The sequence below is a fragment of the Neisseria benedictiae genome, assembly GCF_958267435.1.
Taxonomy (GTDB): domain Bacteria; phylum Pseudomonadota; class Gammaproteobacteria; order Burkholderiales; family Neisseriaceae; genus Neisseria; species Neisseria bergeri.
The window spans coordinates 20795-45576 of record NZ_CATQFV010000027.1 but is presented as its reverse complement, the minus strand read 5'-3'; the positions used below and the strand labels follow the sequence as shown (position 1 = coordinate 45576).

Annotated in this window: 25 protein-coding genes and 1 tRNA gene; 7 read left to right on the top strand and 19 right to left on the bottom strand. The window is 55.0% G+C overall.

Translation table 11 applies throughout. The features are described from left to right. Positions 1-95: 95 nt before the first annotated feature. The 10 genes from Q3O12_RS02425 to nudB form a co-directional block, all read right to left on the bottom strand. Positions 96-1160, bottom strand: a complete 1065-nt coding sequence (locus Q3O12_RS02425; RefSeq protein ID WP_301669172.1) for an ABC transporter ATP-binding protein — start codon at positions 1158-1160, stop codon at positions 96-98. A 21-nt stretch (positions 1161-1181) separates the two neighbouring features. Beyond that, entirely contained in the window at positions 1182-2699 is a 1518-nt protein-coding gene (locus Q3O12_RS02420) for an ABC transporter permease (protein WP_301669170.1), read from the bottom strand. Between the two features lie 64 nt (positions 2700-2763). Next, positions 2764-3759, bottom strand: coding sequence for an iron ABC transporter substrate-binding protein (locus Q3O12_RS02415; protein WP_301669169.1), 996 nt, complete (start codon positions 3757-3759; stop codon positions 2764-2766). Positions 3760-4056: 297 nt separating this feature from the next. Continuing rightward, positions 4057-4527: a DMP19 family protein gene (locus tag Q3O12_RS02410; protein ID WP_118777892.1), complete on the bottom strand. Its 471-nt coding sequence runs from the start codon at positions 4525-4527 to the stop codon at positions 4057-4059. A 56-nt stretch (positions 4528-4583) separates the two neighbouring features. After that, positions 4584-5960, bottom strand: a complete 1377-nt coding sequence (gene argH / locus Q3O12_RS02405; protein ID WP_301669166.1) for an argininosuccinate lyase — start codon at positions 5958-5960, stop codon at positions 4584-4586. 18 nt (positions 5961-5978) lie between these two features. After that, positions 5979-6848, bottom strand: a complete 870-nt coding sequence (gene galU, locus Q3O12_RS02400; RefSeq protein ID WP_002217750.1) for a UTP--glucose-1-phosphate uridylyltransferase GalU — start codon at positions 6846-6848, stop codon at positions 5979-5981. A gap of 27 nt (positions 6849-6875) precedes the next feature. Then, positions 6876-7475, bottom strand: coding sequence for an RdgB/HAM1 family non-canonical purine NTP pyrophosphatase (gene rdgB, locus Q3O12_RS02395; protein ID WP_301669164.1), 600 nt, complete (start codon positions 7473-7475; stop codon positions 6876-6878). After that, complete coding sequence (locus tag Q3O12_RS02390; protein WP_003709709.1) at positions 7468-7701, bottom strand: NGO_0222 family membrane protein; 234 nt, start codon at positions 7699-7701, stop codon at positions 7468-7470. The genes rdgB and Q3O12_RS02390 overlap by 8 nt, the downstream gene beginning before the upstream one ends. A gap of 111 nt (positions 7702-7812) precedes the next feature. Beyond that, positions 7813-8346: an inorganic diphosphatase gene (locus Q3O12_RS02385; RefSeq protein WP_101134531.1), complete on the bottom strand. Its 534-nt coding sequence runs from the start codon at positions 8344-8346 to the stop codon at positions 7813-7815. Between the two features lie 101 nt (positions 8347-8447). Then, complete coding sequence (gene nudB, locus Q3O12_RS02380) at positions 8448-8906, bottom strand: dihydroneopterin triphosphate diphosphatase (protein WP_301669162.1); 459 nt, start codon at positions 8904-8906, stop codon at positions 8448-8450. Between the two features lie 208 nt (positions 8907-9114). On the opposite strand from nudB, the gene Q3O12_RS02375 reads away from it, so the two are divergent. After that, positions 9115-9191 (top strand) — tRNA-Pro (locus Q3O12_RS02375). A gap of 114 nt (positions 9192-9305) precedes the next feature. Here Q3O12_RS02375 and Q3O12_RS02370 read toward each other — a convergent pair. The 9 genes from Q3O12_RS02370 to ampD all read right to left on the bottom strand — a co-directional run bounded on the left by Q3O12_RS02370 (position 9306) and on the right by ampD (position 19251). Next, a complete protein-coding gene (locus tag Q3O12_RS02370; RefSeq protein ID WP_301669161.1) occupies positions 9306-10763 on the bottom strand; it encodes a TrkH family potassium uptake protein in 1458 nt (485 codons plus the stop codon). A 14-nt stretch (positions 10764-10777) separates the two neighbouring features. Next, the gene (locus Q3O12_RS02365; RefSeq protein ID WP_301669160.1) at positions 10778-11608 is read right to left on the bottom strand and encodes a symmetrical bis(5'-nucleosyl)-tetraphosphatase; all 831 of its coding nucleotides are present in this window, start codon (positions 11606-11608) and stop codon (positions 10778-10780) included. A 76-nt stretch (positions 11609-11684) separates the two neighbouring features. Further along, positions 11685-12074 carry a RidA family protein gene (locus tag Q3O12_RS02360; protein WP_301669158.1) on the bottom strand — a complete coding sequence of 130 codons (390 nt, stop codon included), beginning with the start codon at positions 12072-12074 and terminating at the stop codon, positions 11685-11687. A 149-nt stretch (positions 12075-12223) separates the two neighbouring features. Beyond that, entirely contained in the window at positions 12224-12748 is a 525-nt protein-coding gene (gene nspA, locus Q3O12_RS02355) for an outer membrane beta-barrel protein NspA (RefSeq protein ID WP_301669157.1), read from the bottom strand. A 170-nt stretch (positions 12749-12918) separates the two neighbouring features. After that, a complete protein-coding gene (locus Q3O12_RS02350; protein WP_301669344.1) occupies positions 12919-13209 on the bottom strand; it encodes a hypothetical protein in 291 nt (96 codons plus the stop codon). A gap of 84 nt (positions 13210-13293) precedes the next feature. Then, entirely contained in the window at positions 13294-14469 is a 1176-nt protein-coding gene (gene hemW / locus Q3O12_RS02345; protein WP_301669156.1) for a radical SAM family heme chaperone HemW, read from the bottom strand. Positions 14470-14525: 56 nt separating this feature from the next. After that, the gene (gene ligA, locus Q3O12_RS02340) at positions 14526-17051 is read right to left on the bottom strand and encodes an NAD-dependent DNA ligase LigA (RefSeq protein WP_301669154.1); all 2526 of its coding nucleotides are present in this window, start codon (positions 17049-17051) and stop codon (positions 14526-14528) included. A gap of 147 nt (positions 17052-17198) precedes the next feature. Beyond that, positions 17199-18485, bottom strand: a complete 1287-nt coding sequence (locus tag Q3O12_RS02335; RefSeq protein WP_301669153.1) for a cell division protein ZipA C-terminal FtsZ-binding domain-containing protein — start codon at positions 18483-18485, stop codon at positions 17199-17201. 193 nt (positions 18486-18678) lie between these two features. Continuing rightward, positions 18679-19251 carry a 1,6-anhydro-N-acetylmuramyl-L-alanine amidase AmpD gene (gene ampD / locus Q3O12_RS02330; RefSeq protein WP_301669152.1) on the bottom strand — a complete coding sequence of 191 codons (573 nt, stop codon included), beginning with the start codon at positions 19249-19251 and terminating at the stop codon, positions 18679-18681. A gap of 83 nt (positions 19252-19334) precedes the next feature. On the opposite strand from ampD, the gene mltG reads away from it, so the two are divergent. The 6 genes from mltG to Q3O12_RS02300 all read left to right on the top strand — a co-directional run bounded on the left by mltG (position 19335) and on the right by Q3O12_RS02300 (position 24721). Continuing rightward, on the top strand, positions 19335-20330 hold the full coding sequence (gene mltG / locus Q3O12_RS02325) for an endolytic transglycosylase MltG (RefSeq protein WP_301669151.1): 996 nt from the start codon (positions 19335-19337) through the stop codon (positions 20328-20330). Positions 20331-20389: 59 nt separating this feature from the next. Then, positions 20390-21010 carry a dTMP kinase gene (tmk, locus tag Q3O12_RS02320; RefSeq protein ID WP_301669149.1) on the top strand — a complete coding sequence of 207 codons (621 nt, stop codon included), beginning with the start codon at positions 20390-20392 and terminating at the stop codon, positions 21008-21010. A 221-nt stretch (positions 21011-21231) separates the two neighbouring features. After that, complete coding sequence (locus Q3O12_RS02315) at positions 21232-22512, top strand: malic enzyme-like NAD(P)-binding protein (protein ID WP_301669148.1); 1281 nt, start codon at positions 21232-21234, stop codon at positions 22510-22512. A 16-nt stretch (positions 22513-22528) separates the two neighbouring features. Then, positions 22529-22873 carry a hypothetical protein gene (locus Q3O12_RS02310; RefSeq protein WP_301669147.1) on the top strand — a complete coding sequence of 115 codons (345 nt, stop codon included), beginning with the start codon at positions 22529-22531 and terminating at the stop codon, positions 22871-22873. A gap of 38 nt (positions 22874-22911) precedes the next feature. Beyond that, positions 22912-23946: a tetraacyldisaccharide 4'-kinase gene (gene lpxK / locus Q3O12_RS02305; protein WP_301669146.1), complete on the top strand. Its 1035-nt coding sequence runs from the start codon at positions 22912-22914 to the stop codon at positions 23944-23946. Positions 23947-24139: 193 nt separating this feature from the next. After that, a complete protein-coding gene (locus Q3O12_RS02300; RefSeq protein WP_301669145.1) occupies positions 24140-24721 on the top strand; it encodes a DUF2059 domain-containing protein in 582 nt (193 codons plus the stop codon). Positions 24722-24782: the final 61 nt, after the last annotated feature.

The following is a 24782-nucleotide window of genomic DNA, read 5'->3' as shown; positions in this document are numbered from 1 at the left end:
CGCGTGTTTTTATATTAACAAATAAATTATGTTTTCAACAAGATAAATATCGTCAGGCATCGTTATGCCTTTCAGACGGCATCGTGTCCCCTGCCTTATGGGGCAGGCGGTTCGGGAAAAAACAGGGCTTCTGAATTTAAGTAGATGCGTGTCTGTGTGCCGTCTGAACAATCGGGAGCATAGGGGGTGTCCAGCGTCAGGACGGTTTGCCCGATTTTCAGGCGGATTTGGATGTGGCGTGCTTTAGGTATGGCGTTGAGGATGGTGGCGGATAATTCGGCAGCATGGGTGTTCGGGCAGTTGAAGCTGAATTGCTCCGGGCGAATGAGCAGTGTGCCGCGCGTGCCTGCGGGTAAGGTGTTTCCGACGGGGAGCCTGCCTAATTCGGAGTCTGCCGTACCGTCGGCGTTGAGTGCGGCGGGGAACACGATGCCTTCGCCGATAAACAGGGCGGCATCAAGGTCGGCAGGTTGTCGGTACAATTCGTGAGGGCTTGCGGTTTGGAGGATGCGCCCCTGTTTCATCATGGCAATCCGGTCGGCGTATTGCAGGGCTTCTTCGCGGTCGTGGCTGACGAAAACGGCGGATTTGCCGTTTTGTCGCAAAACAGACATCATTTCTTCGCGGATTTGGCGGCGCAACTGTTCGTCCAGTGCGCTGAAGGGTTCGTCCAGTAGGATGAGTTCGGGATCGGGGGCGAGGGCGCGGGCGAGGGCGACACGTTGTTGCTGTCCGCCTGAAAGTTCGTGCGGATGACGGTTTGAGAGTTCGGAAATGCCGGTCAGAGCCATCATGGCTTCGATGCGTTGCCGCTCCTGCGCCGTCTTGCCTTTGCCGTTGCCCAGTCCGTAGGCGATGTTGCGGTAAACGGTCAGGTGGGGGAACAGTACGCCTTCTTGTACGACGTAACCCAAACGGCGTTCGCGGACGGGAAGGTTGGTATTTTCTGAATAGATTGTTCTTCCGTAAAGCGAGATTTCTCCGGAATCGGGCTGTTCAAAACCGGCAAGGCAGCGCAGCAGCGTGGTTTTGCCGCAACCTGATGCACCGATGACGAAGAGGATTTCCCCTTTGCCGAGTGTGAGCGAGATATTTTGTAGAACGGTATGGTTCTGAAAGTTTTTGATCAGTTGGCGGATTTGGAGTGCGGGCGCGGTCATAGTCGGTCTTTCGCAGCAGTGTTATTTGAAGGCGTATTTTTTCAGTATGAATACGGGCAGGCCTGAAAACAGTACCAGCATAAGGGCATACGGGGTGGCGGCGGCATATTGTGCGTCTGACGTGTATTCCCAAACGGCGGTGGAGAGCGTGTGGACATCATCTGCGGTCAGCAGCAGGGTGGCGGTCAGCTCTTTCATCAGGTTGAGGAAGACAAGTGCGAATGCGGCGGTAATGCCGGGCAGGATGGACGGCAGCACCAACGTCCTGAAAATAAAGAAGTGTCCGCGCCCCAATGTTGCGCCGACCTGTTCCATGCCTTTGGGGAATTGTTCCAAGGAAGTCCTCAGGGTGGTTTGCGCCATCGGCAGGTAAAGCATGAAATAGGCAAGGACGACGACGATAAAGGTTTGGTAAACGGATGGTGCATAGTTGATGCTGAAATAAATCAGCGACAAGGCGATCACCAGGCCGGGTACGGCGTGCAGCAGGAAGGGCAGCCTGTCTATCCATACGGTCAGCAGATTGCGGTAGCGTATGGATGCCCAAACCAAGGGCAATGCGCACAAAATGGTCAATAATGCGCCGGCGGCGGATACGCTCATCGATCGGGCAAATGCATCGAATACGGATACGAGTTCAAATGTGCCGGACGAGCCGACCATCATCCAGCGGATAAGGATGCCGAATGGGATGACGATGCTTAAAACCAGCAGCGAGCCAAGAAAAAATACTGTGCAGATTTGCGCAGGCAGCTTCATCGTTTTGACCGGGTAGGGGCGGGCAACGCCTTTGCCGCTGTGATAGAGCTTGGTTTTTCCGCGGAAAATGCTTTCTCCAAATACGACGATGCCGCACACTGCCATTAAAACGGCGGACAGCAGCGCGGCGGTGTTATTGTCGAACGACATTTCGTATTCTTGGAAAATGGCGGTGGTAAAGGTAGGATAGTTGAGTATCGATACTGCACCGAATTCAATCAGCATGTGCAGCGCAATCAGCAGGATGCTGCTGCCGATGGCAGGTTTGAGTTGGGGAAGTATGGCGGAAAAGAAAGTTTGCAGGCGGCTTTTACCCAAGGAAAGGCTGACTTCTTCAAACGACAGGCTGATGCGTTTGAGGGCCGCCTCGACCGGTAGGTAGGCGAGGGGAAAAGACGACAGGCTCATAATCATAACGGTTCCCCAAAATCCCTCCACGCGGAAAGTCAGGCTGATCCATGTAAAGCAGCTGACAAATGCAGGTATGCATAAGGGCAGAGTAATTGCCGTCTGAAAAAAGGTTTTGCCGAAAAAGCGGTAACGTTGGAACAGGACGGCGCAGGTAATGCCCAAAACGATAGAAATCAGGGTAACGCCGAACATCAGCATCAGGGTGTTTCCCAGCAAATCAAACATGCGTGGGCGGAACAGCAGTTCGTAGGCGCGTGTTGCACCAACCTGCCACGAACGCATGGCGACATAAAGGAAAGGAAGGGTCAGCGGCAAGGCGATAAGCAGGATGAGGGCGGTCAGCCATGAGGGTATTTTGTTGCGGGACATAAATCGGATTCGGATAGAAAACGGTCGGACAGCAGGGTTGTCCGACCGTTTGAACGGAAAGAGTTTATTTCAGACCTGCCTGTTCGAGGAGGCGGGTGGCATTTTCTTTGTCGGCAATGGTGGTTGCAGATACTTCAGGTGCTTCCAATTTGGCATAAGGTTCCATATTGAACGGGGAAGACACGCCGGCGTGCAGCGGATATTCTGCGCGGACGGAAGTCAAGACCTGCTGTCCTTGTTTGCCGGCAAGGAAGGCGACGAATTTTTGTGCTTCGGCTTTGTTCGGGGAAGATTTCAGCACAGCCGCGCCGGAATAGGTAACGAGTGCGCCGGGGTCTTTGTGGCGGACGAAGTTCAGGCGGGAATGGATGTTGTTCACGCCTTTTTCTTTGGCAAACGCATACCAGTAGTAGTTGTTGATGAGGGCGGCCGGCACTTCGCCGTTTTCGACGGCTTGGAGCGCGACAGTGTTTTTAGCATACAGTTTGCCGTTTTCTTTTAAGCCTTTGAGCCATTTCAGGGCGGCTGCTTCGCCTTTCAGTTTGACGATGGCGACAACCTGTTCCAAGAACGCGCCTGAAGTCGGCACATAACCGATACGGTCTTTCCATTTCGGCGTGGCGTAATTCAGGACGGATTTTTCCAAATCTTTTTCAGACAGTTTGCGGGTGTCGTAAACGACGACGCGCGAACGTCCGCTCAATGCCACCCAGTCTTTTTTGGCGGCAACCGGCACGCCTTTGCGGCGTGTGTCGTTAATCGTTTTTGCGGGGAGGGTTTCTAAGAGATTGGCTGCGGAAAGCGTAACCAGCGGGGGGATTTGTTCGGAATAGAATACGTCGGCGGGGCTTCGGCTGCCTTCTTCTTTGATTTGGCCGGCAAGCTGGTCGCTTTTGCCGCTGTTAATTTTTACTTTGATACCGGTGGCTTGGGTAAAGGCATCGGCAAGTGCCTGCGTGGCTTCTTTGTGTTGACCGTTGTACACGGTAATGTCTGCCAGCGCAGGGGTTGCGGCGGTCAGGGCTGCGGCAAGCAGTGCGTATCGGATAGATGTTTTCATATCGATTTTCTCCTAATGAATGAGAGTGTATATCTTGTTAAGACATAACGGTGTGTAGTGTATTCCTTCTTTTTTATAAATGCAAATAATTATTTTTTTAAATTTGTTGTTGTCCAATCCGGTTATGGTTTGTTCTGACTTGTATTTTTTTCCGTGCATCGCGCCCGTAAGGCGGAAGCGGCGGGTAATGCGTGGCGGAACGGGCAAAAACCGGGCTGTTTCATATTGCCGTACGGGCGGCGGAATGAGGGCAAAGGCGGCATCTTGATTTGCCGGAATACTTGAGAACCCTTCCCTTTAAAATGCCGTCTGAACAGGGTTGCCGGAATAGTATTGCCATCCCAGCAGATACAGTTTGTCGGGGTCTTGCCAATATTGTTCATCCAGACTGTTCAGCAGCGAGGCGGTTTTGTTGTCGAGATGCTGTGTTATATCCCACATTTCTTTTAGGGTTTTACCTTCCGATTGGAGGTGGCGGATTTCTTTGTCCAATGCGTCTGCCGCCCGATGGATCAGCATTGCGCTGTGTACCGCGCCGATTTTTTTCAGAACGGAACAAGTCTTTTCGGCGGCGGGAAAACCCCAGTTGCAGACAAATTGCAGTATGCCGCCGTTGCCGATATCGGCTTCCGCCCGCCAAATCAAAACCAGCTCCTGTTCTCGTCCGTCCATGCTTTCGAGTTTGCCGTCATGCTGTTCAAAAAGTTTGTCCACCGCCTGCCACATCATCTGTTCGAAGCGGTCGGCTTGGGTATCCGTATCGGTCATCGTGTTCTTGCCTTTTAAAAATGCCGTCTGAACATTTCTTCAGACGGCATCGGGGGTTAAGCCAATACTTCACGCCAGCGTTTGACTTGGAGGCGCACTTGTTCCGGCGCGGTACCGCCCAAGTGGTTGCGGGCGTTGAGGCTGCCTTCGGGTGTCAGTACGCCGTACACGTCGTCTGAAATCAGCTTGCTGAAGCCTTGTAGAACTTCGAGCGGCAATTCGCTCAAATCGACGCCGGCTTCATCGGCGTGTCGCACGGCTTGGGCGACGACTTCGTGGGCATCGCGGAAGGGCATACCTTTTTTGACCAGATAATCCGCCAAGTCGGTGGCGGTGGCAAAACCCTGCATCACGGCGGCGCGCATATTGTCGGGTTTGACGGTTACGCCGCGCATCATATCGGCGTAAATCCGCAGTGTGTCGATGAGTGTGTCGGCAGTGTCAAACAGCGGTTCTTTGTCTTCCTGATTGTCTTTGTTGTACGCCAAGGGCTGGGATTTCATCAGGGTAATCAGGCCGATAAGGTGCCCGATAACGCGTCCGGATTTGCCGCGCACGAGTTCGGGCACGTCGGGATTTTTCTTCTGCGGCATGATGGACGAACCTGTGCAGAAACGGTCGGCGATGTCGATAAAGCCGAAACGCGGACTCATCCACAAAATCAATTCTTCAGACAGGCGGCTCAAGTGAACCATAACCAGCGAGGCGGCGGCGGTGAACTCGACGGCAAAATCGCGGTCGGATACGGCATCGAGCGAGTTTTGGCAGATTTGCTCGAAACCCAGTAATTCGGCGGTAATTTCGCGCCGAATCGGGTAGGTCGTACCGGCAAGGGCGGCGGCACCGAGCGGCATACGGTTGACGCGTTTGCGGCAGTCGGCCATGCGCTCGAAATCGCGGCCGAGCATTTCAACGTAGGCGAGCATGTGATGCCCGAAGCTGACCGGCTGGGCAACTTGTAAGTGGGTAAAACCGGGCATGACGGTTTCGGCATTTTGTTCCGCCAAATCAACCAAGGCCGTCTGAAGGTTTTGAATCAGGCTTTGAATAACGGTAATTTGATCGCGCAGCCACAGGCGGATGTCGGTAGCGACTTGGTCGTTGCGGCTGCGGCCGGTGTGCAGGCGTTTGCCCGCATCGCCGATTTTGTCGGTCAGGCGGCGTTCGATGTTCATATGGACATCTTCCAAATCGGACGACCATTCGATTTTGCCGCTGCGGATTTCTTCGAGGATTTCCGCCATACCCCGGCGGATGTCCGCCAAATCGCCTTCGTCCAACACGCCGGTTTCTTTCAACATTTGCGCGTGTGCCAGCGAGCCTTGGATGTCCCATTCGGCAAGCCGTCGGTCGAAACCGATGGAGGCGGTGTATTGTTTGACGAGTTCGGAAACGGGTTCGTTGAAGCGTCCGGACCAGGTTTTGTCGTGCATAAGGATTCCTTGATGTGGTTATTCGGTACGGTATTTTTCCAAAAGGCGGCGGAAGGGTTCGCCGGTTTCGGGGTGTTTCAGGCCGTAGGCGACGGTGGCTTCGAGGTAGCCCAGTTTGCTGCCGCAGTCGTAGCGCGTGCCTTCAAAGGGGTGCGCTAGGACAAATTCGTGATCGAGCAGCTTGGCGATGCCGTCTGTAAGCTGGATTTCGTTGCCCGCGCCGCGCGGCAGTCCGGTCAGTAAGTCGAAAATGCGCGGGGTGAGGATGTAGCGTCCAACAACGGCAAGGTTGGAAGGCGCGTCTTCGGGCTTGGGTTTTTCGACAATGCCGGTAATGCGTTGGAACTGTTTGAGCTGTTCGGTTTCGACGATGCCGTATGAGCCGGTTTGCGATGGTTCAACGGTTTCTACGCCTAAAATGCTGTTGCCGCTGCGTTCGTACACTTCGACCATTTGTTTGAGCGCGCCTTTTGGGGCATCGATTAAGTCGTCAGCCAAAATCACGGCGAAGGGTTCGTCGCCGATGGCGGCGCGGGCGCACAAGACGGCGTGTCCCAAGCCCAGTGCTTCGGCCTGGCGGATGTAGAGGCAGGTAATGTTCGGCGGCAGGATGTTGCGGACGTGTTCCAGAAGTTTGTCTTTATGGCGCATTTCCAACTCGGTTTCGAGTTCGTATGCCTTGTCGAAATGGTCTTCGATGCTGCGTTTGTTGCGTCCGGTTACAAACACCATTTCCGTGCAGCCGGCTTCCACGGCTTCTTCTACGGCGTATTGGATCAGCGGCTTGTCGACGATGGGCAGCATTTCTTTCGGGCTGGCCTTGGTGGCGGGCAGGAAGCGGGTTCCCATCCCTGCGACGGGGAAAACGGCTTTTTTTATCGGTTTCATTCTTTTTCCTTTGTATTGTTTTGATGTTTAAAGGGCGAGTTTGCGGATTAAATCGGCGAGTGCCTGTGCGCGGTGGCTTTCTCGGTTTTTGACCTCCGAATCCAATTCGGCGGCGGTTTTGCCGTGTCCGGGCAGATAAAAATACGGGTCGTAACCGAAACCGTTTTGCCCGAGCGGCGTGTCGTGCCATCGTCCGTGCCATACGCCTTCGGCAATAATCGGACGCGGGTCGTCTTTATGGCGGACAAGAACCAATACGCAGACATAGCAGCAGCTTTTGTCGGCTTTGCCGGCAAGTTCGGCGGCAAGTTTCAGGTTGTTGGCAGAATCGGATTTGGGATTGCTGCCGGCGTATCGGGCGGAATGTATGCCCGGCGCGCCGTTTAAGGCGGCGGCACAGATGCCGCTGTCGTCGGCAAGCGCGGGCAGCCCGCTGTATTCGGCGGCATGGCGTGCTTTTGCCAGCGCGTTTTCGACAAAGGTGGAATAGGGTTCCGGACATTCGGGTATGCCGAATTCGGATTGCGGCAATACGGTGATGCCGTAAGGCTTGAATAAGTTGCCGAATTCTTTGAGCTTGCCGGCATTGCCGCTTGCCAAAACGATTTTTTCCGGTTTTTCAGACATAGCGGTTTTCCTTTGTGGCGGATTGGGCGGCGTGTAGGGATTTGTGCCGCAAATAGAGGGCGAGTGCGCCGATTTGTCCGAACAGCGCGCCGAATGCGAAAAGGAAGGCGGCGACGGCAAAGGCTTTGCTGCCGGCGGTCAGCAGATAAGCACCCAAGAGGACGAGCAGCATAAATGCCAGTGTGAACAGGGCAACAGACAACAGATAGATTTTTCGGCGGTTCATGGCGTTCGGTCGGAAACGGTATGTTCGGATTATATCCGATTGGGACGGCATTCCCTAGAGCTTGGAAAAATGCCGTCTGAAGGGGTGTTCAGACGGCAGGGCAGGCGGATGTTATGCCTGTTTGTTCCAGCGTTCGACGGATTCTTTGATGACTTTTTTCGCTTCTTCCGCATCGCCCCAGGATTCGACTTTGGTCGTACCCGCTTTTTTCAGGTCTTTGTAGTGGTTGAAGTGGAACTCGATTTGTTTGATGAGCTGTTGCGGCAAATCGGACAAAGTTTTGTAGGCGTTGCCGTTATTGCGGTCGTCGGCGGGGACGCAGACGATTTTGTCGTCTACTTCGCCGTCGTCAACGAATTTCATCACGCCGATAACGCGCGCTTCCAAGAATACGCCGGTTGCCAGAGGTTGTTCGGTAACGAGCAGTACGTCCAATTCGTCGCCGTCTTCGTCCAAAGTTTGCGGGATGAAGCCGTAGTTGGTCGGTTTGGCGAAGATGGCGGGTTCGACGCGGTCGAGTTGGAATGCGGCGAGTTTGCGGTTCCACTCGATTTTGTGGTTGCTGCCGGCGGGGATTTCGTTGACGACGTTGATGATGCCGCCGTCCACGTCGCCCGGGGTCAGGATTTGGTTGAAGTCTGCCATTTTGTTTCCTTTATTTGGGAAGGTTTGAAGTTTGAAAGTATAGCACAAACGTCCGGCTGAAAATGCGCCCGATGCCGTCTGAAAGGGTGTACGGGCGCGTGTTACCGTTTGCCCAAAAACCTGCCCAGTTCCAAAATCGCGCGCCTGTTGGACGGGGAAAACACTTTTTCCGCCGCTTCTTCCAAGCCGAACCAGCCGTAGGAGACGTGTTCTTCAGGCTGCAGGACGATGGGCGTATCGCGCGGGATTTCGGCCCAGAAGACGTGTTCGCGGTTTTCAAACACGCCTTTGGGATAGCGGTGCCGCCAGTGGTGGTAGATTTCGTAAACCGTGCTGTCGTGCCGGTCTTGAAGCTGCCCGTCCGCCAGCAGGATGCCGGTTTCTTCCCATACTTCGCGCCTTGCCGTTTGAGCGACGGTTTCGCCCGGTTCGAGGCTGCCGGTTACCGACTGCCAAAATCCTTTCGGATGCGTGCGTTCGATGAGGAGGATGCCGCCGTCCCCGCTATAAAGGACGACCAGTGCGGAGACGGGGTATTTGAGCGGTTTTGCCATCGGCATCTTTCGGCGGGCTGCGGTAATGAAGGGGCTGATTATAGCAAACGCCGCACGTTATGGCGTTTGTCCTTTTCCGCATCCTTTCCCGTCCGGGCGGCGCGCGCCGGCGTTTGCCGGTAAATTTTCCGTTGTGTCAAAAAGATAAGGGCGGTTGTGATTTTAATGCTTGCCAAAGCGTCGGGTGGGAACTATAATCCGCAACTTATCGAGTCGGAGTGTGGCGCAGTCTGGTAGCGCACTTGCATGGGGTGCAAGGGGTCGAAGGTTCGAATCCTTTCACTCCGACCAAAAAACATAAGGCAGCCGTTTTTGAAACGGCTGCTTTTTTGTCCGTGTTTTCCGTCCGTATCGCGGGCGGAGCGTTTCAAAATGCCGTCTGAAAAGTTTTCAGACGGCATTTTTTTATTTCTTCCAGTAGGCAGGGGTGAAGAGGATGAAGACAGTGAAGATTTCCAGCCTGCCCAAGAGCATGGCGGTAACGCAGATCCATTTCTGCATCACGTCCAAACCGGCGTAATTGCCGGCGGGCCCGACTTCGCCCAGGCCGGGGCCGGAATTGGTGATGCAGGCGATGACGGCGGTGAAGGCGGTGGTAAATTCCATACCGCTCGCCATCAGCAGGAAGCTGAAGAGGACGACGGTCATAAAGTAGATGAAGATGAAGGACATAACGGTCAGCGCGAGGCGGTCGGGTATGGCCTTGCCGCTGATTTTGACGGTGCGGACGGCTTTGGGGTGCAGCAGCACCATCATTTCGCGCAGGCTGAATTTGAACAGGACGAGGGCGCGTATGGTTTTGATGCCGCCGCCGGTCGAGCCGGAGCTGGCGAGGATGTTGGCGAGGAAAAACATCCACAGGGAAATCAGGAGCGGCCATTGTGCGAAGTCGGTGTTGGACAGCCCGTTTGCCAATCCGATGGAGACGAAGTTGAAGGCGGTGTAGCGCAGGGATTCGATGAAGCCGGCGTAATGGCCGGTGTGCCACAGGTACAGGGCGGCGGCAAGGATGCTGCCGGAGAGCAGCAGCAGCATTGTCCGGCATTCTTCGTCTTTCCAATAGGTTTTGAGGCTGCGGCTGTTGAGGGCGGCGAAATGGCTGGCAAAATTGATGCCGCCGAAAATAGTGAAAACGATGATGACCGCCTCGATGAGGGGGGAGTTGTAATAAGCTATGCTGGCATCGTGGGTGGAAAACCCGCCCAGCGAGAGGGTCGCCATCGCGTGACAGACGGCATCGAACCAGCCCATCCCGGCAAAATGCAGGCAGGCTGTCGCGAGGATGGTGATCAGGGTGTAGCCGAACCAGAGTTTTTTCGCCACTTGGGAAATGCGCGGCGACATTTTGCTTTCTTTGTCAATGCCGGGGATTTCGGCTTTGAATAACTGCGTGCCGCCTACGCCGAGCATAGGCAGGATGGCGACGGCAAGGACGATGATGCCCATCCCGCCCAGCCAGTTGAGCATATGCCGCCAAAAGTTGACGGATGGGGCGAGCCCGTCGACGTGGGGGATGACGGTCGCGCCGGTGGTGGTCAGTCCCGACATCGATTCAAAAAATGCGTCGGTAAAGCCCATATTCGGGAAATACAGGTACATCGGCATCGCAGCCATAGCGGCAAACGCCAGCCACAACATCAGGACGAGGGTGAAGCCGTCGCGCGGGCGCAGTTCGCGCCTGAACCGGAGGGTGGCGAGCCGGACGATGCACGAGCCGGAAAGGGTAACGGTCGCGGTGGTGGCGAAGGCGGTGTACGCGCCGTCCGAAAAGGCGTAGGAGAGGGCGGCGGGTATCAGCAGGATAAAGGAAAACAGCATACCCAGTCGGGAGAGGACGTGGGCGATGGGCAGGATTTTGTGCATAGTGGGGCGGTCCGTTATTTTGCGAAGCTTTTCCAGTCTATGCCGTTGGCGGCTTGGACTTGGGTAATTTCTTCCGTTTCGAGGTTGACGGCGGTCAGTTGCCCGCCCCACAGCGCGCCGGTGTCCAGCGAGATGACGTTGTCGGCATTCGTGTAGCCCAGCGAGGACCAGTGTCCGAAGATGATGGTGTGGTCGAGGTTTTGCCGGTCGGGGGCTTTGAACCACGGGCGCAGGTAAAGCGGCATTTTTTTCACTGTGGATTTGTAGTCGAAATCCAGTTCGTTTTTAAAGGTCAGGGCGCGCATCCGCGTGAAGGCGTTGACGATAAAGCGCAGGCGGGCATAGCCTTCCAAACCTTCGTCCCACGCGGCCGGTTTGTTGCCGTACATTTTGGAGAAGAATTTGACGTATTTTTTGCCGCGCAGTTCGGCTTCGGCTTCTCCGGCGAGCGATTCGGCTTTGGTTATGCGCCATTGCGGCAGGATGCCGGCGTGTACCATCACGCGGCTGCCCTCGCGTATCAACAGCGGTTGCGCGCGCAGCCAGTCGAGCATTTTTCTGCCGTCGGGGTGTTTGAGTATGGGTTCGATTGTGTCGCTGCGTTTGGGCGCGCCTTCGCCGCAGCCGACGGCAAGCAGGTGCAGGTCGTGGTTGCCGAGGACGATTTGCACGCTGTTTTCGTGCCGGATGCAGAATTGCAGCGTTTCGAGGGATTTCGGGCCGCGGTTGACGATGTCGCCCGTCAGCCAGAGGGTGTCTGTGCCGTGGTTGAAGCCGATTTTGCCGAGCAGCGCGGTCAGTTCGTCGAAACAGCCTTGGATGTCGCCGATTGCGTAATGTGCCATTGCGGGTGTTGTGAAGTGGGAAAGTGTTGCGGTTCGGACGGCACGGTTGGAAATCTTATGCCGTCCGAACGTGGAATTATGCGTTCAAAACGAGGACGGCTTCGGCTTCGACCTGCACGCCTTTGGGCAGCGTGGCAACGCCGACGGCGGCGCGGGCGGGGAACGGCTCGGCGATAAATTCTGCCATCACTTCGTTGAAGACGGCGAAGTTGCCCAAGTCAGTCAGATAGGCGTTGAGTTTGACGATGTCGTCCAGCGAACCGCCTGCCGCTTCGGCGACGGCTTGCAGGTTTTTAAAGACCTGGCGCGCTTCGGCGCGGAAATCGCCGTTGCCGACAACGGTCATGGTGGCGGGATCGAGGGGGATTTGACCGCTCATGTAAACGGTGTCGCCCGCGCGCACGGCTTGGCTATATGCGCCGATGGCGGCAGGGGCTTTGTCGGTGTGAATGATGGTTTTGGCCATGATTTTCTCCTGAAACGGATGCGTGTGAAAGGGAAACGCGGTGTTGCGGATTATCGTACAAAACCGCCGGCTTGTGTAGTTTCAGACGGCATGGATGTTGAAAACAAAAAACCGCCGAAGGCTCGGCGGTTTGCGGAATAAGGCGTATATCAGAATTTGACGCGCACGCCGGCGGACAGTTCGCTGGAACGGACGTTTTTGACAGTGTTGACTTTGCCGATGTAGTTGTAGCGGTAGCCGGCATCCAAATCGACATTCGGGGTAACGGCATAGCTTACGCCCGCCAATACGCCGAGGCCGGTGGAGGTTTGGCTGAAGCTGTCGCTGCCGCCCAAGTCGACGGAGGCGCGGTTGAGGCTCAAGCGCGCGCCCAGATACGGTTTGACGGGTGATTGGGTGTCGAAGTCGTAAATGGCGGACGCGCCGATGCTGTAAAGTTTGACATCGGTGGATGCGGCTTTATAGTTTTTGTAGCGCGTGTAATCGACGGCGAAGCGGAGGTCGTTGATGCGGTAGCCTGCGGAGATGCGCGGGCTGAAGCCTTTGGCAGAACCTAAAGAGCTTGAGGCTTTGGCGTGTGCGGCATCGGCTTGGACGTAAAAGCCGGATGCGCCTTCTGCCAGTGCGGCGGCCGGGAGGGCGAGGGCAATCAGTGCGGCAAGTGCTTTTTTCATATTTTGGTTCCTTTATGGTTAGGGAGAAAAATTGTTAAGAATCCGTTAAAGAATCCTGCCGTATTATACTGAAATTTTCTTTTTGCATCGTAATATTTTCAATGCCTCAAGATACGCGGCGGCATCCGGCTGCTCTGCCGACGGCAAAGCCGTTAACCCGCGCGTTGCCCTTAAACGGCGGCATCACGCGGCGGACGGGTGGAACTTGCAAACGGTTTGGAAAAAACCGCAAAGGCGCGGCGGCGGTATCTGTCGGATTGTTGCAGGCGCAGGCGTACGGTTTTTTGTGTGCGGCGTTGCCTTAAGCGTCGGACATTTCCGGCGGCGGTTGTGCCGTCTGAAACGCCCGGTGGGGGATGCGGCTGCGTTTTCCATCGATAGGCATATTTGCCGGCCGCGTTCGGGGCGGGTTTTCCCAGGCGGCCGCCGATTTGTTTGCGCTTAGTATAGTGGATTAACAAAAATCAGGACAAGGCGACGAAGCCGCAGACAGTACAAATAGTACGGCAAGGCGAGGCAACGCCGTACTGGTTTTTGTTAATCCACTATAAAAAACACTGCAACAAATCGTTTAAAAACAAGCGTCCTTTTTCGGTCGGGCGGAACACGGTCGGGTCGGTTTCCAGCAAACCTTTTTGCCTTGCCGTTTCGATTTGCGCCATGATTTTGGCACTCGGTACGCCCGTGCGCTCCTGCAACATCGCGGCGGGTACGCCGTCGGTCAGGCGCAGGGCGTTCATCATAAACTCGAACGGCAAATCTTCGGCGGCAACGGTTTTGCGTTCGACGGCTTCACTCGGTTGGCTTTGCATTAAGGCGAGATAGTCGTTGGGATGGCGGCGGCGGATGGTGCGCTCAATGCGGTCGGGATAGGAGATTTTGCCGTGCGCGCCCGCGCCTATGCCCAAATAATCGCCGAACTGCCAGTAGTTCAAATTGTGGCGGCACTGCATGGCGGGTTTTGCGAAAGCGGATGTTTCGTAGTGGATAAAGCCGCCGTTTTCCAATGCGCCGTGTACCGCGTCTTCGATGTCCAACGCCGCTTCGTCTTGCGGCAAACCTTTCGGCGGCGTATGACCGAACGGCGTGTTCGGTTCCATCGTCAGATGATACGCGCTGATGTGGGTTGCGCCCGTAGTGATAGCGGTTTGTACGTCGTTCAATGCCGTCTGAACGGTTTGGTTCGGCAGGGCGTACATCAAGTCGATATTGACTTTATCAAATAATTTCAAGGCGGTATCTATGGCGGTTAAGGCTTCTTTGCCATTGTGGACGCGCCCCAGCCTTGAGAGCATATCGTCGTTGAAGCTTTGTACACCAATAGAAAGCCGCGTAATGCCTGCGTCTTTAAATCCTTGAAACTTCTCGATTTCAAACGTACCCGGATTGGCTTCCAAGGTAATTTCTGCTTCCGGCTGCAAGCGCAACAGCGAACGCACGCCGCTTAACAAGCGGTCAATAGACTCCGCCTGAAACAGGCTGGGCGTACCGCCGCCGAAAAATATCGTTTCCACCGGCCTGCCCCAAATATTGGGTAATTCAAGCTGCAAATCGGTCAGCAGCGCGTCGATATAGGCGGCTTCGGGCAATCCGTTTTTCAGGCTGTGGGAATTGAAGTCGCAATACGGGCATTTTTTGATGCACCACGGGATGTGGATGTAGAGTGACAGGGGCGGCAGGGCGGTGAGTCGGGTGCGGTTTGGAAAGGAAATGGTGTGCATGGTGTGGTTCGGAAAAGTGGGCAATGCCGTCTGAAGGCGGTTCAGACGGCATAGGTTCAGCCGAGCAGGGTAAGTAGTTCGGCTTCGCTGAGGACGGAAACGCCCAAGGTATTGGCTTTTTCCAGCTTGCTGCCAGCGGCTTCTCCGGCGACGACGTAATCGGTTTTTTTGGACACGCTGCCGGAAACTTTGCCGCCTGCGGCTTCGATTAATGCTTGGGCTTGGTCGCGTTTGAGGGTGGGCAGGGTGCCGGTTAACACGAAGGTTTTGCCTGCTACGGCTTTATTGATGCCGTCTGAACCTTGCGCCGCTTCGTCTTCAGACGGCATTTGCGCGAAGAAGGTTTTCAGGTTTTCGAGCAGGGCGGCGTTTTGTGCTTCGCTGCGCCACGCCTGCCAGTCGGCAGGGAGGGCTTTGTCGGTTTGCAGCCCTTCTATACTTTGACCGGCAAGTTCCCATAAGGCTTGGGCTTTGTTTTCGCTGATTTTGAAACCGGGCAGGCGGGCGATCCAGCGTTGCGGCTCGGCGTGGCGGGCGGGGAGGATGGTAACGGCTTGGGTTTGCGGGGCAACGCCTGCGGCGAGCAGCTCGTTTATCATCGCCTGCTGTGCGTCTTGGGCGAAGAAGTGGGCGATGGAGTGGGCGACGACGGTGCCGATGTCGGGCAGGCAGGCGAGGATGGGTTCGGGGGCGCGGCGGACGTGTTCCAACGAGCCGAATGCCTGCGCCAGTGTTTTTGCGGTGCGTTCGCCGACGTGGCGGATGCCGAGCGCGAACAGGAAGCGGGCGAGTTCGGGTGTTTTGCTGGCTTCTATGCCTGCAAGGATGTTTTCCGCCCACTTGACCGGCTGTTTTTTATGTTTGCCCGACGCGCCGACCGAACTGCCTTCAGACGGCATTTGATCCAATTCGGCAACGGTTTTGTCCGCCGCTTCCTTCATTTTTTGCAGGGTCGGAATATCGAGGCGGTAGAGGTCGGCGAAGTGGCGGACGAGGTCTTGGGCGACAAGCTGTTCGATTTGTTTTTCACCCAAGCCGTCGATATCCATGGCTTTGCGCGAGGCAAAGTGGATTAAGCCTTGCGCGCGTTGCGCCTGACAAAGCATGCCGCCGCTGCATCGGGCGACGGCTTCGCCTTCTTCGCGTTCGATTTCGCTGCGGCAGATGGGGCAATGGGTCGGCAGGCGGTAGGGCTTGTGGAGCGGAACGGATTGGGTTTGGTTTGCAGCCGGTGCTTCGGCAAACAGGTCGTCTTGTTGGTATTTGATGCCGTCTGAAACGGCAACGGCGGTTTCCTGCATCGGGCGGCGTTCGAAAATCACGCGCACGACTTCGGGAATCACGTCTCCGGCGCGGCGCACGACGACGGTATCGCCGACGCGCACGTCTTTGCGCGATACTTCGTCCTGATTGTGCAGAGTGGCGTTGGTTACGGTTACGCCGCCGACGAATACGGGTTGCAGGCGGGCGACGGGGGTAACCGCGCCGGTACGCCCGATTTGCACGTCAATCGCTTCGACGACGGTCAGGGCTTCTTCGGCGGGGAATTTGTGGGCAATCGCCCAGCGCGGCGCGCGGGAGATGAAGCCGAGTTCGCGCTGTTGTGCCAAGCTGTTGACTTTGACCACCATGCCGTCGATTTCGTAGGGCAGTTCGGGGCGTTTTTGCTGCATTTGTTCGTAAAACGCCAATACTTCGTCGATATTTTTGAAACAGCCGAAATTGCCGTTGGGCAGACTGAAGCCGAGTTCTTGGAAATAGGCGAGTTCTTGGATGTGTTCTTCCGCAATCAAACCGCCTTGCTGGCGGGCGACGGAGTAGGGGAAAAAGTGCAGTTTGCGTTGCGCAGTGATGCGCGAATCGAGTTGGCGCAGGCTGCCGGCGGCGGCGTTGCGCGGATTGGCAAAGGGTTTTTGCCCGTTTTCGGCTTGGCGTTTATTGAGGGCGGCGAAATCGGCTTTGAGCATTAGCACTTCGCCGCGTACTTCGATGAGTTCGGGCGCATTTTCGCCGTGCAGCCGCAGGGGGATATTGGCGACGGTTTTGACGTTTTGGGTAACGTCTTCGCCCGTCGTACCGTCGCCGCGTGTTGCTGCTTGAATCAATACGCCGTCGCGGTAGAGCAGGCTGATGGCGAGGCCGTCGAATTTAGGTTCGATAACGTATTCGGGTTTGCCGCCGTCCAAACCATCGCGCACGCGTTGGTCGAAGGCGTACATTTCGGCATGGTCGAACACGCCGTTTTCATCTTGCGGGGAGAAGGCGTTGGTCAGCGACAGCATCGGCACTTCGTGGCGCACTTCGGCAAAGCCTGCCAAAGGTTCGCCGCCGACACGCTGAGTCGGGCTGTCGGGCAGTTTGAGCTCGGGATGGTTTAACTCCAACGCTTCGAGTTCGCGGAATAATTTGTCGTATTCGGCATCGGGTACGCTGGGCGCGTCGAGGGTGTAGTATTCGTAGGCGTAGCGGTTGAGGAGGTCGGTGAGGCGGCGGATGTGTTGTGCGGCAAATTGTTTTATATCACTATCAGATGGTTTAAGAAGATTGGTAAGGTTAGTGTTATGTTTTGAGTTTGGATTCATGAGAGAAGGTTTTCAGACGACCTTTGTCTGATACGGGATGAAACGGGCAAAGGTCGTCTGAAAAATGATAGGTTGAAAACAGCTGAATTTTACCCGAAAAAAAGCGGATATGCCGTAACGACATATCCGCTTTGATTGCATTCGATTTTATGAGAACAGGCGTAGGGCGGTTTTGCCGCCCGGTTCGATACCGACTTTGAGCATCTCGGACTGACGCGCCAAAACGTAGGTGCGTACGTCTTTGAGCCATTGGGTAGAAACTTCTTCCATTTTGTCGTTGACCAGATTCAGGTTCAACTGGCCGGACAGGCGTACCGCCAAATCCATAAAGAGGTCGTCGAAGGTTTTTTCGCCTGCCGGAGAGTGCGGGATGTCGAGCAGCATACTGAAGCCTTTGTAGGACTGGTTGTCCAAAAGGGCATTGGTAAACGGCTCGTTGTTGAGCGTGCAGATGGAGAACATGGTCGAACCCGACGTGTCGGTATAGTGGAACGCGCCGTCGTCTTCCAAGACGAAACCCACGCCCGTTACGGCGGAACGCAGTTCTACGCCGCTGATGCTGGTCGGGGAAACCAAATGGATGGCGATGGTCTGGTCGACGCGCGCGCAGAATGCGTCCAGTGCGGAAGCCACTTCGATAAAGGCGGCAAGGTCGGTGTGCAGCGTCTGACCACCCATGCTTTGTGCGAATGCATCCACCTGACGGTTGAAGGCGGAGAGCTCTTCTTGCGAGGCGAGCCCGTTGCGGCTGACCGCTTGGATGCCGACGATGAAGGCTTGGTAGCGGATGCCGGGGATGGGTTCGGCGACTTGGAAGTGGTCGTCCATGGTGCAACCGATGATTTGGTAGCGGTGGCGGTTGGAGAGGCGTGGCAGTGCGTGAAGTTCTTTGGCTTCTGTCAGCGCGATATAGGAAATGAAATCGAAGCGCACATCAAACCAAGGTAATTCGACTTTAGACAGTTCTTTGAGCGTAATCAGCGGTTTTGCCGGCGTTTGCGGAACGGGAACGGGTTTTGCCGGCGCGTCGGCAGGTTTCGGTGCGGAATGTCCGGTTTGGGGTTCGGAAACGGTGTGGGCGGAGTTGCCGATAATGCCGCTTTCTTCCAAGGCGGTTTCGATTTCGGTTTTGAACGGGGAGGCTTTTGCCTGTTTCTGCTTGGCAATGTAGACGGCATCCTGTTCTTGCAGGTTGCGCATGGCGGGGTCTTGGGGTTTTGCCGTTTTTCTGACCGCCGGTTGGGGTTTCGGCATCATGACCGGCCCGCCGGACGGTTTGCCGTCGCGGACATGGCTGGTTTTGCTGTTGAGCAGGGCATCTTTGTCGGAGTGTCCGAACTGGTCGCGTACTTTTTTGCGGTATTGGTTTTCCTGATACATGTTGTAGGCGACAACGGCGAGGACGGCGGCGAGGAACAGTACGATGTAAATCATGGCAATCACTTTAAATTTCGAGATGCAGGATACGCAAAGTGCGGGTACTGCGGTTAAATCGGGCTTGCGTTTCCGGCAGTCTGACGGAACGGCCGGTTATAACGTTTGAATTATAACGAAAATTGCAGGGTCTGACAGCAGTGTGTCGAAATAAGCGGAAATTTTCCGAAATGCTGTCTGAAATCTGTGGTTTTCAGACGGCATTTCTGTCCACGGGAAACCCTTTCCCCCGTATCCGCCGCCAGTCGAAAAAATGGCCGGGGTCGGTTTTGCGGCCGGGTGCGATGTCTTGGTGTCCCGTTACCGCCGTGATGGGGTAGCGGCGGCAGATTGCGTCCAACAAGGCTTCGAGCGAACGGTATTGCGCTTCGGCAAACGGCTCGAAATCGCAGCCTTCCAGTTCGATGCCGATGGAAAACGCGTTGCATTTTTCCCGTCCGCGAAACGAGGATACACCGGCATGGTATGCCATATTGTCGCAGGAAACGAACTGCACCGTTTCGCCGCCGCGTTTGATTAAGAAATGGCTGGATACGCGCAAAGTGTGTATCAGGCTGAAGAACGGATGTCCGTCGGGGTCGAGCCGGTTGGCAAACAGCTTTTCCACCGCATCCGTGCCGTATTTGAACGGCGGCAGCGAGATATTGTGCAACACGACAAGGGAAACCGTTTCCCCCGTTTCCCTCGGGCTGAAATTGGGCGACGGGGTATGGCGTATGCTTTGAAGCCAGCCGTTTTGCCAGTGTGCTTCGGCGTGATTGTCCATGATGTTCTTCCTGTCCGGCGGGCAAATTGGGTTATACTGTCGCCCGAATTTTAAGACGTATTCCGAATGCTGGGAATCCTACCATGTTGAAAAAATTGTTGAAATGGTCTGCCGTTTTTTTAATCGCGGCGGCAGCCGTTTTCGCCGCGCTGCTTTTCGTCCCTAAAGACAACGGCAGGGCATACCGAATCAAGATTGCCAAAAACCAGGGTATTTCGTCGGTCGGCAGGAAACTTGCCGAAGACCGCATCGTGTTCAGCAGGCATATTTTGACGGCGGCAGCCTACGTTTTGGGTGTGCACAACAGGCTGCACACGGGGACGTACAGGCTGTCGTCCGAAGTGTCTGCTTGGGATATTTTGCAGAAAATGCGCGGCGGCAGACCGGATTTGGTTACCGTACAGATTATCGAAGGTTCGCGTTTTTCGCATATGAGGAAAGTCATCGACGCAACGTCCGATATCGGACACGACACCAAAGGCTGGAGCAATGAAAAACTGATGGCGGAAGTTGCACCCGATGCCTTCAGCGGCAATCCCGAAGGGCAGTTTTTCCCCGACAGCTACGAAATTGATGCGGGCGGCAGCGATTTGCAGATTTACCAAACCGCCTACAAGGCGATGCAACGCCGTCTGAACGAGGCATGGGCAGGCAGGCAGGACGGGCTGCCTTATAAAAACCCTTATGAAATGCTGATTATGGCGAGCCTGATCGAAAAGGAAACCGGGCATGAAGCCGACCGCGACCATGTCGCTTCCGTCTTCGTCAACCGCCTGAAAATCGGTATGCGCCTGCAAACCGACCCGTCCGTGATTTACGGCATGGGTGCGGCATACAAGGGCAAAATCCGTAAAGCCGACCTGCGCCGCGACACGCCGTACAACACCTACACGCGCGGCGGTCTGCCGCCGACCCCGATCGCGCTGCCCGGCAAGGCGGCACTCGATGCCGCCGCCCATCCGTCCGGTGAAAAATACCTGTATTTCGTGTCCAAAATGGACGGCACGGGCTTGAGCCAGTTCAGCCATGATTTGACCGAACACAATGCCGCCGTCCGCAAATATATTTTGAAAAAATAAACCATGCCGTCTGAAAAGTTTGTGTTTTCAGACGGCATATCCTTGTCGGGAAAACTAATATGAAACCGCAATTCATCACTTTGGACGGCATAGACGGTGCCGGCAAATCCACCAACCTTGCCGTCATCAAAGCATGGTTTGAACGGAGGGGGCTGCCCGTGCTGTTCACGCGCGAGCCGGGCGGAACGCCGGTCGGTGAGGCCTTGCGCGAAATCCTGCTCAACCCTGAAACCAAAGCCGGTTTGCGTGCGGAAACACTGATGATGTTCGCCGCCAGAATGCAGCATATTGAAGACGTGATATTGCCCGCGCTTTTAGACGGCATCCATGTCGTGTCCGATCGTTTTACCGATGCGACCTTCGCCTATCAGGGCGGCGGGCGGGGGATGCCGTCTGAAGACATTGAAATATTGGAACATTGGGTGCAGGGCGGTTTGAAACCGGATTTGACCCTGCTGTTGGATGTGCCGCTGGAAGTATCGATGGCGCGTATCAGGCAGACGCGCGAGAAAGACCGGTTCGAGCAGGAGCAGGCGGATTTCTTTATGCGTGTGCGCGGCGTTTATCTCGACCGAGCCGCCGCCTGCCCGGAACGGTACGCCGTTATCGACAGTAACCGCAGCTTGGATGAAGTCAGAAATACCATAGAAAACGTGTTGGACGGACATTTCGGCTGTTGATGCGGCAAATATTGAAACAAGCGCATCCGCCCGCGCCGAAAATCAAATGGCAGTGCCGCAGGTGAAAATGGCGGTATGCGCCAAACTTTCGGCATGATAGAATTACGCTCAGTTACAAGGCAGGATGCGTCGGCAATATTAACGAACCGCCCGTAACATGATGACCCGAAAGCGTTTCGGACAGTCCGATTCAAATCTTTTTCTCGCAACAGGATTGACACATGGAAAACTCATTAAAAGAAGCCGCCCTGCAGTTCCACGAATTCCCCGTGCCGGGCAAAATCTCCGTTACCCCAACCAAATCTCTGGCCACTTCTAAAGATTTGGCGTTGGCGTACTCTCCTGGCGTAGCCGCTCCTTGTATGGAAATCCATGCCGATCCGCAAACTGCCTACAAATACACTGCCAAAGGCAACTTGGTCGCCGTTATTTCCAACGGTACGGCCGTTTTGGGCTTGGGCGACATCGGCGCGCTGGCGGGCAAACCCGTGATGGAAGGCAAAGGCGTATTGTTCAAAAAATTCGCCGGTGTGGATGTGTTCGATATCGAAATCGATGAAAAAGACCCGCAAAAACTGGTGGACATCATCGCCGCTTTAGAGCCGACCTTCGGCGGCATCAACCTCGAAGACATCAAAGCACCCGAGTGTTTCTACATCGAACGCGAATTACGCAAACGCTGCAAAATCCCCGTGTTCCACGACGACCAGCACGGCACGGCCATCATTACTGCCGCCGCCGTATTGAACGCCCTGCGTTTTACCGGCCGTAAAATCGAAGAAGCGACCTTGGTATGTTCCGGTGCGGGCGCGGCCGCGATTGCCTGCTTGAACCAACTGCTGGATTTGGGCTTGAAACGCGAAAACGTAACCGTTTGCGACTCCAAAGGCGTGATTTACCAAACCCGTGAAGACAAAGACCGCATGGATGAGTCCAAACAGTTCTACGCCATTGAAGACAACGGCCAGCGCGTATTGGCCGATGCGGTTAAAGGCAAAGACATCTTCTTGGGTCTGTCCGGCGCGAACCTGCTGACCCCCGAAATGTTGAACACCATGAACGAAAAACCCATCGTGTTCGCTATGGCCAACCCGAATCCGGAAATCCTGCCGCCGCTGGCGAAAGAAACCCGTCCGGACGTGGTTATCGGCACCGGCCGTTCAGACTTTCCGAACCAAGTCAACAATGTATTGTGCTTCCCGTTCATCTTCCGCGGCGCGTTGGATGTCGGCGCGACGACCATCAACGAAGAAATGAAACGCGCCTGCGTGTATGCGCTGGCAGATTTAGCGATGGAAGAGGTAACCGAAGAAGTGGTTGCTGCTTACGGTAAGAAATTCGAATTCGGCGCGGAATACCTGATTCCGACCCCGTTCGACTCCCGCCTGCTGCCTCGCGTCGCTACGGCTGCCGCCAAAGCAGCGATGGAAAGCGGCGTGGCAACCCGTCCGATTGCCGACTTTGAAGCCTACGCCGCCAAGCTGGGCGGATGGAAGCTGTAAGCCGTTTGTGGTTAAAATGCCGTCTGAACTGTTTTCAGGCGGTATTTTGCTGTCCGACGATTTGAAACCTGTCCCAAAAAGGAAAAATATGGAACCCGTCCGTTACAACATCAACAACACGCCTGAAATCCAAAACGACAACGCCCCCGTCATGACGACAGGACAATGGGTGTTGACGATGATTGTTTTCATGATTCCTTTGGTCAACATCATTATGCTTTTTGTTTGGGCGTTCGGCAGAGGCAACCCCAACCGTGCCAATTTCTGTAAAGCACTATTGCTTATTTACCTTGTTGGTTCGCTTATCGGTTTGATTTTCATATTGCTTATAGGTGGATCTGCATCGGGTACGCATTATTAAGGCACCGGCTGATTCTGCTTCGCAGATTTGTATCGAATATGCCGAATTGTTTCAAATTTCATACCCTTATTGAACGGCATTGGCAAAAACCTTATCCGGTTTTGTCTTTTCTGCTTAAGCCGCTCTCCGGGCTGTTTGCCAAAATTGCGGTAAAACGGCGGGTGGATTTTTTATCGGGAAAACGGCAAAGCGAAAAGCTGTCCGTGCCTGTGGTCGTGGTCGGCAATATTCACGCGGGTGGGACGGGGAAAACGCCGATTGTTGCCGCGCTGGTGTCGGGTTTGCAGGAAAAGGGCGTCAAGGTCGGCATCATCAGCCGAGGCTACGGGCGCAAGGGTAAGGCAGTTCATGTATTGAATGCCGAGAGCCGAGCGGAAGATGCGGGCGATGAGCCTTTGCTGCTGTTCCGCAAAACCGGTGCGCCGACGGCTGTGGGCAGCAGCCGTGCGGAGGCAGGCAGGGCGTTGCTGGCGGCGCATCCCGACATCGGACTGATTGTGGCGGACGACGGTTTGCAGCATTACGCCCTGCGGCGAGATGTGGAAATCGCGGTGTTTCCGGCGGCGGATACGGGGCGTACGGATTTGGACTTGCTGCCCAACGGCAGTTTGCGCGAACCTTTGTCGAGATTGGAAAGCGTGGATGCGGTCGTCGTCAGCGGCGGAGAGGCGGATGCGCCGTTTAGGTCGTCTGAAAATATGTTTCACAGCCGTATCGAAACGGGGCAAATTTACCGTTTGAACCGGCCGTCCGAAAAATTGGATTGGGCAGGTTTGGGAAATCAAACCGTTGCGGCAGTCGCCGGTATCGCCAAGCCGGCGCGGTTTTTCGATTCGTTGCGGAATATGGGCATTACCTTGAAGCAAACCGTCGCGCTGCCCGACCACGCTGATATTTCGGCGGCAGATTTGCCCGATGCGGACGCGGTAATTATTACGGAAAAGGATGCGGTCAAGTTTTCAGACGGCATTTGCGCCGATAATGTTTGGGTGCTGCCGGTTTGTGCGATAATCGAACCTGATTTGGCGGCGTTTGTGTTTGAGCGGCTGGAAGGAGTGCTAAAGGTCGTCTGAAAGCACGGTTTGGGCGAAATTATTAAAAATGCCTCACGCCGTCATTCCCGCGCAGGCGGGAATCTAAGTCTCGAATTTTCAGGAATGACTAGGAGGCTTTAGAAATCCCAAATCTCCGGATTTCCACTTGGGCAGGAATGAGAAAACCGGTCGTATTTTTTATCTGCATTAATCATTCGTTAAAGGAGTGGATATGAAACTGAAAACCTTGTTGTTGCCCTTCGCCACGCTGGCATTGTGTGCCGGCGCATTTGCCGCCCCGCCCAGCGACGCGTCGCTGGAGCGTTGGCTGGATACGCAGAATTTTGACCGGGATATAGAAAAAAATATGATTGAGGGCTTTAATGCCGGATTTAAACCGTATGCGGACAAAGCCCTTGCTGAAATGCCGGAAGAGAAAAAAGATCAGGCGGCAAAAGCCTTTAACCGCTATCGTGAGAATGTTTTGAAAGATTTGATCACGCCCGAAGTGAAACAGGCTGTCCGCAATACTTTATTGAAGAATGCCCGTGAGATATACACGCAAGAAGAAATTAACGGCATGATTGCCTTTTACGGTTCGCCTGTCGGTCAGTCCGTCGTTGCCAAAAATCCGCGCTTAATCAAGAAATCGATGAGTGAAATAGCGGTATCTTGGACTGCATTATCAGGGAAAATCGCGCGACATCATCTGCCCGAGTTTACGGAAGAGTTGCGGCGCATCATCTGCGGCGGTAAAAATCCCGATGCGGGCTGCAAGCAGGCCGGACAGGTTGGGAAAAGGCATCAGAAATAAATAATAGCCGCCTGAAATATTGCAGAGGGCATCCGATTGATTAAACCATTATAGTGGATTA

Coding starts and splice junctions, on each gene's coding strand:
- Q3O12_RS02425 (WP_301669172.1), bottom strand. CDS start 1,160: ATGACCGCGCCCGCACTCCAAATCCGCCAACTGATCAAAAACTTTCAG.
- Q3O12_RS02420 (WP_301669170.1), bottom strand. CDS start 2,699: ATGTCCCGCAACAAAATACCCTCATGGCTGACCGCCCTCATCCTGCTT.
- Q3O12_RS02415 (WP_301669169.1), bottom strand. CDS start 3,759: ATGAAAACATCTATCCGATACGCACTGCTTGCCGCAGCCCTGACCGCC.
- Q3O12_RS02410 (WP_118777892.1), bottom strand. CDS start 4,527: ATGACCGATACGGATACCCAAGCCGACCGCTTCGAACAGATGATGTGG.
- argH (WP_301669166.1), bottom strand. CDS start 5,960: ATGCACGACAAAACCTGGTCCGGACGCTTCAACGAACCCGTTTCCGAA.
- galU (WP_002217750.1), bottom strand. CDS start 6,848: ATGAAACCGATAAAAAAAGCCGTTTTCCCCGTCGCAGGGATGGGAACC.
- rdgB (WP_301669164.1), bottom strand. CDS start 7,475: ATGTCTGAAAAACCGGAAAAAATCGTTTTGGCAAGCGGCAATGCCGGC.
- Q3O12_RS02390 (WP_003709709.1), bottom strand. CDS start 7,701: ATGAACCGCCGAAAAATCTATCTGTTGTCTGTTGCCCTGTTCACACTG.
- Q3O12_RS02385 (WP_101134531.1), bottom strand. CDS start 8,346: ATGGCAGACTTCAACCAAATCCTGACCCCGGGCGACGTGGACGGCGGC.
- nudB (WP_301669162.1), bottom strand. CDS start 8,906: ATGCCGATGGCAAAACCGCTCAAATACCCCGTCTCCGCACTGGTCGTC.
- Q3O12_RS02370 (WP_301669161.1), bottom strand. CDS start 10,763: ATGCACAAAATCCTGCCCATCGCCCACGTCCTCTCCCGACTGGGTATG.
- Q3O12_RS02365 (WP_301669160.1), bottom strand. CDS start 11,608: ATGGCACATTACGCAATCGGCGACATCCAAGGCTGTTTCGACGAACTG.
- Q3O12_RS02360 (WP_301669158.1), bottom strand. CDS start 12,074: ATGGCCAAAACCATCATTCACACCGACAAAGCCCCTGCCGCCATCGGC.
- nspA (WP_301669157.1), bottom strand. CDS start 12,748: ATGAAAAAAGCACTTGCCGCACTGATTGCCCTCGCCCTCCCGGCCGCC.
- hemW (WP_301669156.1), bottom strand. CDS start 14,469: ATGCACACCATTTCCTTTCCAAACCGCACCCGACTCACCGCCCTGCCG.
- ligA (WP_301669154.1), bottom strand. CDS start 17,051: ATGAATCCAAACTCAAAACATAACACTAACCTTACCAATCTTCTTAAA.
- Q3O12_RS02335 (WP_301669153.1), bottom strand. CDS start 18,485: ATGATTTACATCGTACTGTTCCTCGCCGCCGTCCTCGCCGTTGTCGCC.
- ampD (WP_301669152.1), bottom strand. CDS start 19,251: ATGGACAATCACGCCGAAGCACACTGGCAAAACGGCTGGCTTCAAAGC.
- mltG (WP_301669151.1), top strand. CDS start 19,335: ATGTTGAAAAAATTGTTGAAATGGTCTGCCGTTTTTTTAATCGCGGCG.
- tmk (WP_301669149.1), top strand. CDS start 20,390: ATGAAACCGCAATTCATCACTTTGGACGGCATAGACGGTGCCGGCAAA.
- Q3O12_RS02315 (WP_301669148.1), top strand. CDS start 21,232: ATGGAAAACTCATTAAAAGAAGCCGCCCTGCAGTTCCACGAATTCCCC.
- Q3O12_RS02310 (WP_301669147.1), top strand. CDS start 22,529: ATGCCGTCTGAACTGTTTTCAGGCGGTATTTTGCTGTCCGACGATTTG.
- lpxK (WP_301669146.1), top strand. CDS start 22,912: ATGCCGAATTGTTTCAAATTTCATACCCTTATTGAACGGCATTGGCAA.
- Q3O12_RS02300 (WP_301669145.1), top strand. CDS start 24,140: ATGAAACTGAAAACCTTGTTGTTGCCCTTCGCCACGCTGGCATTGTGT.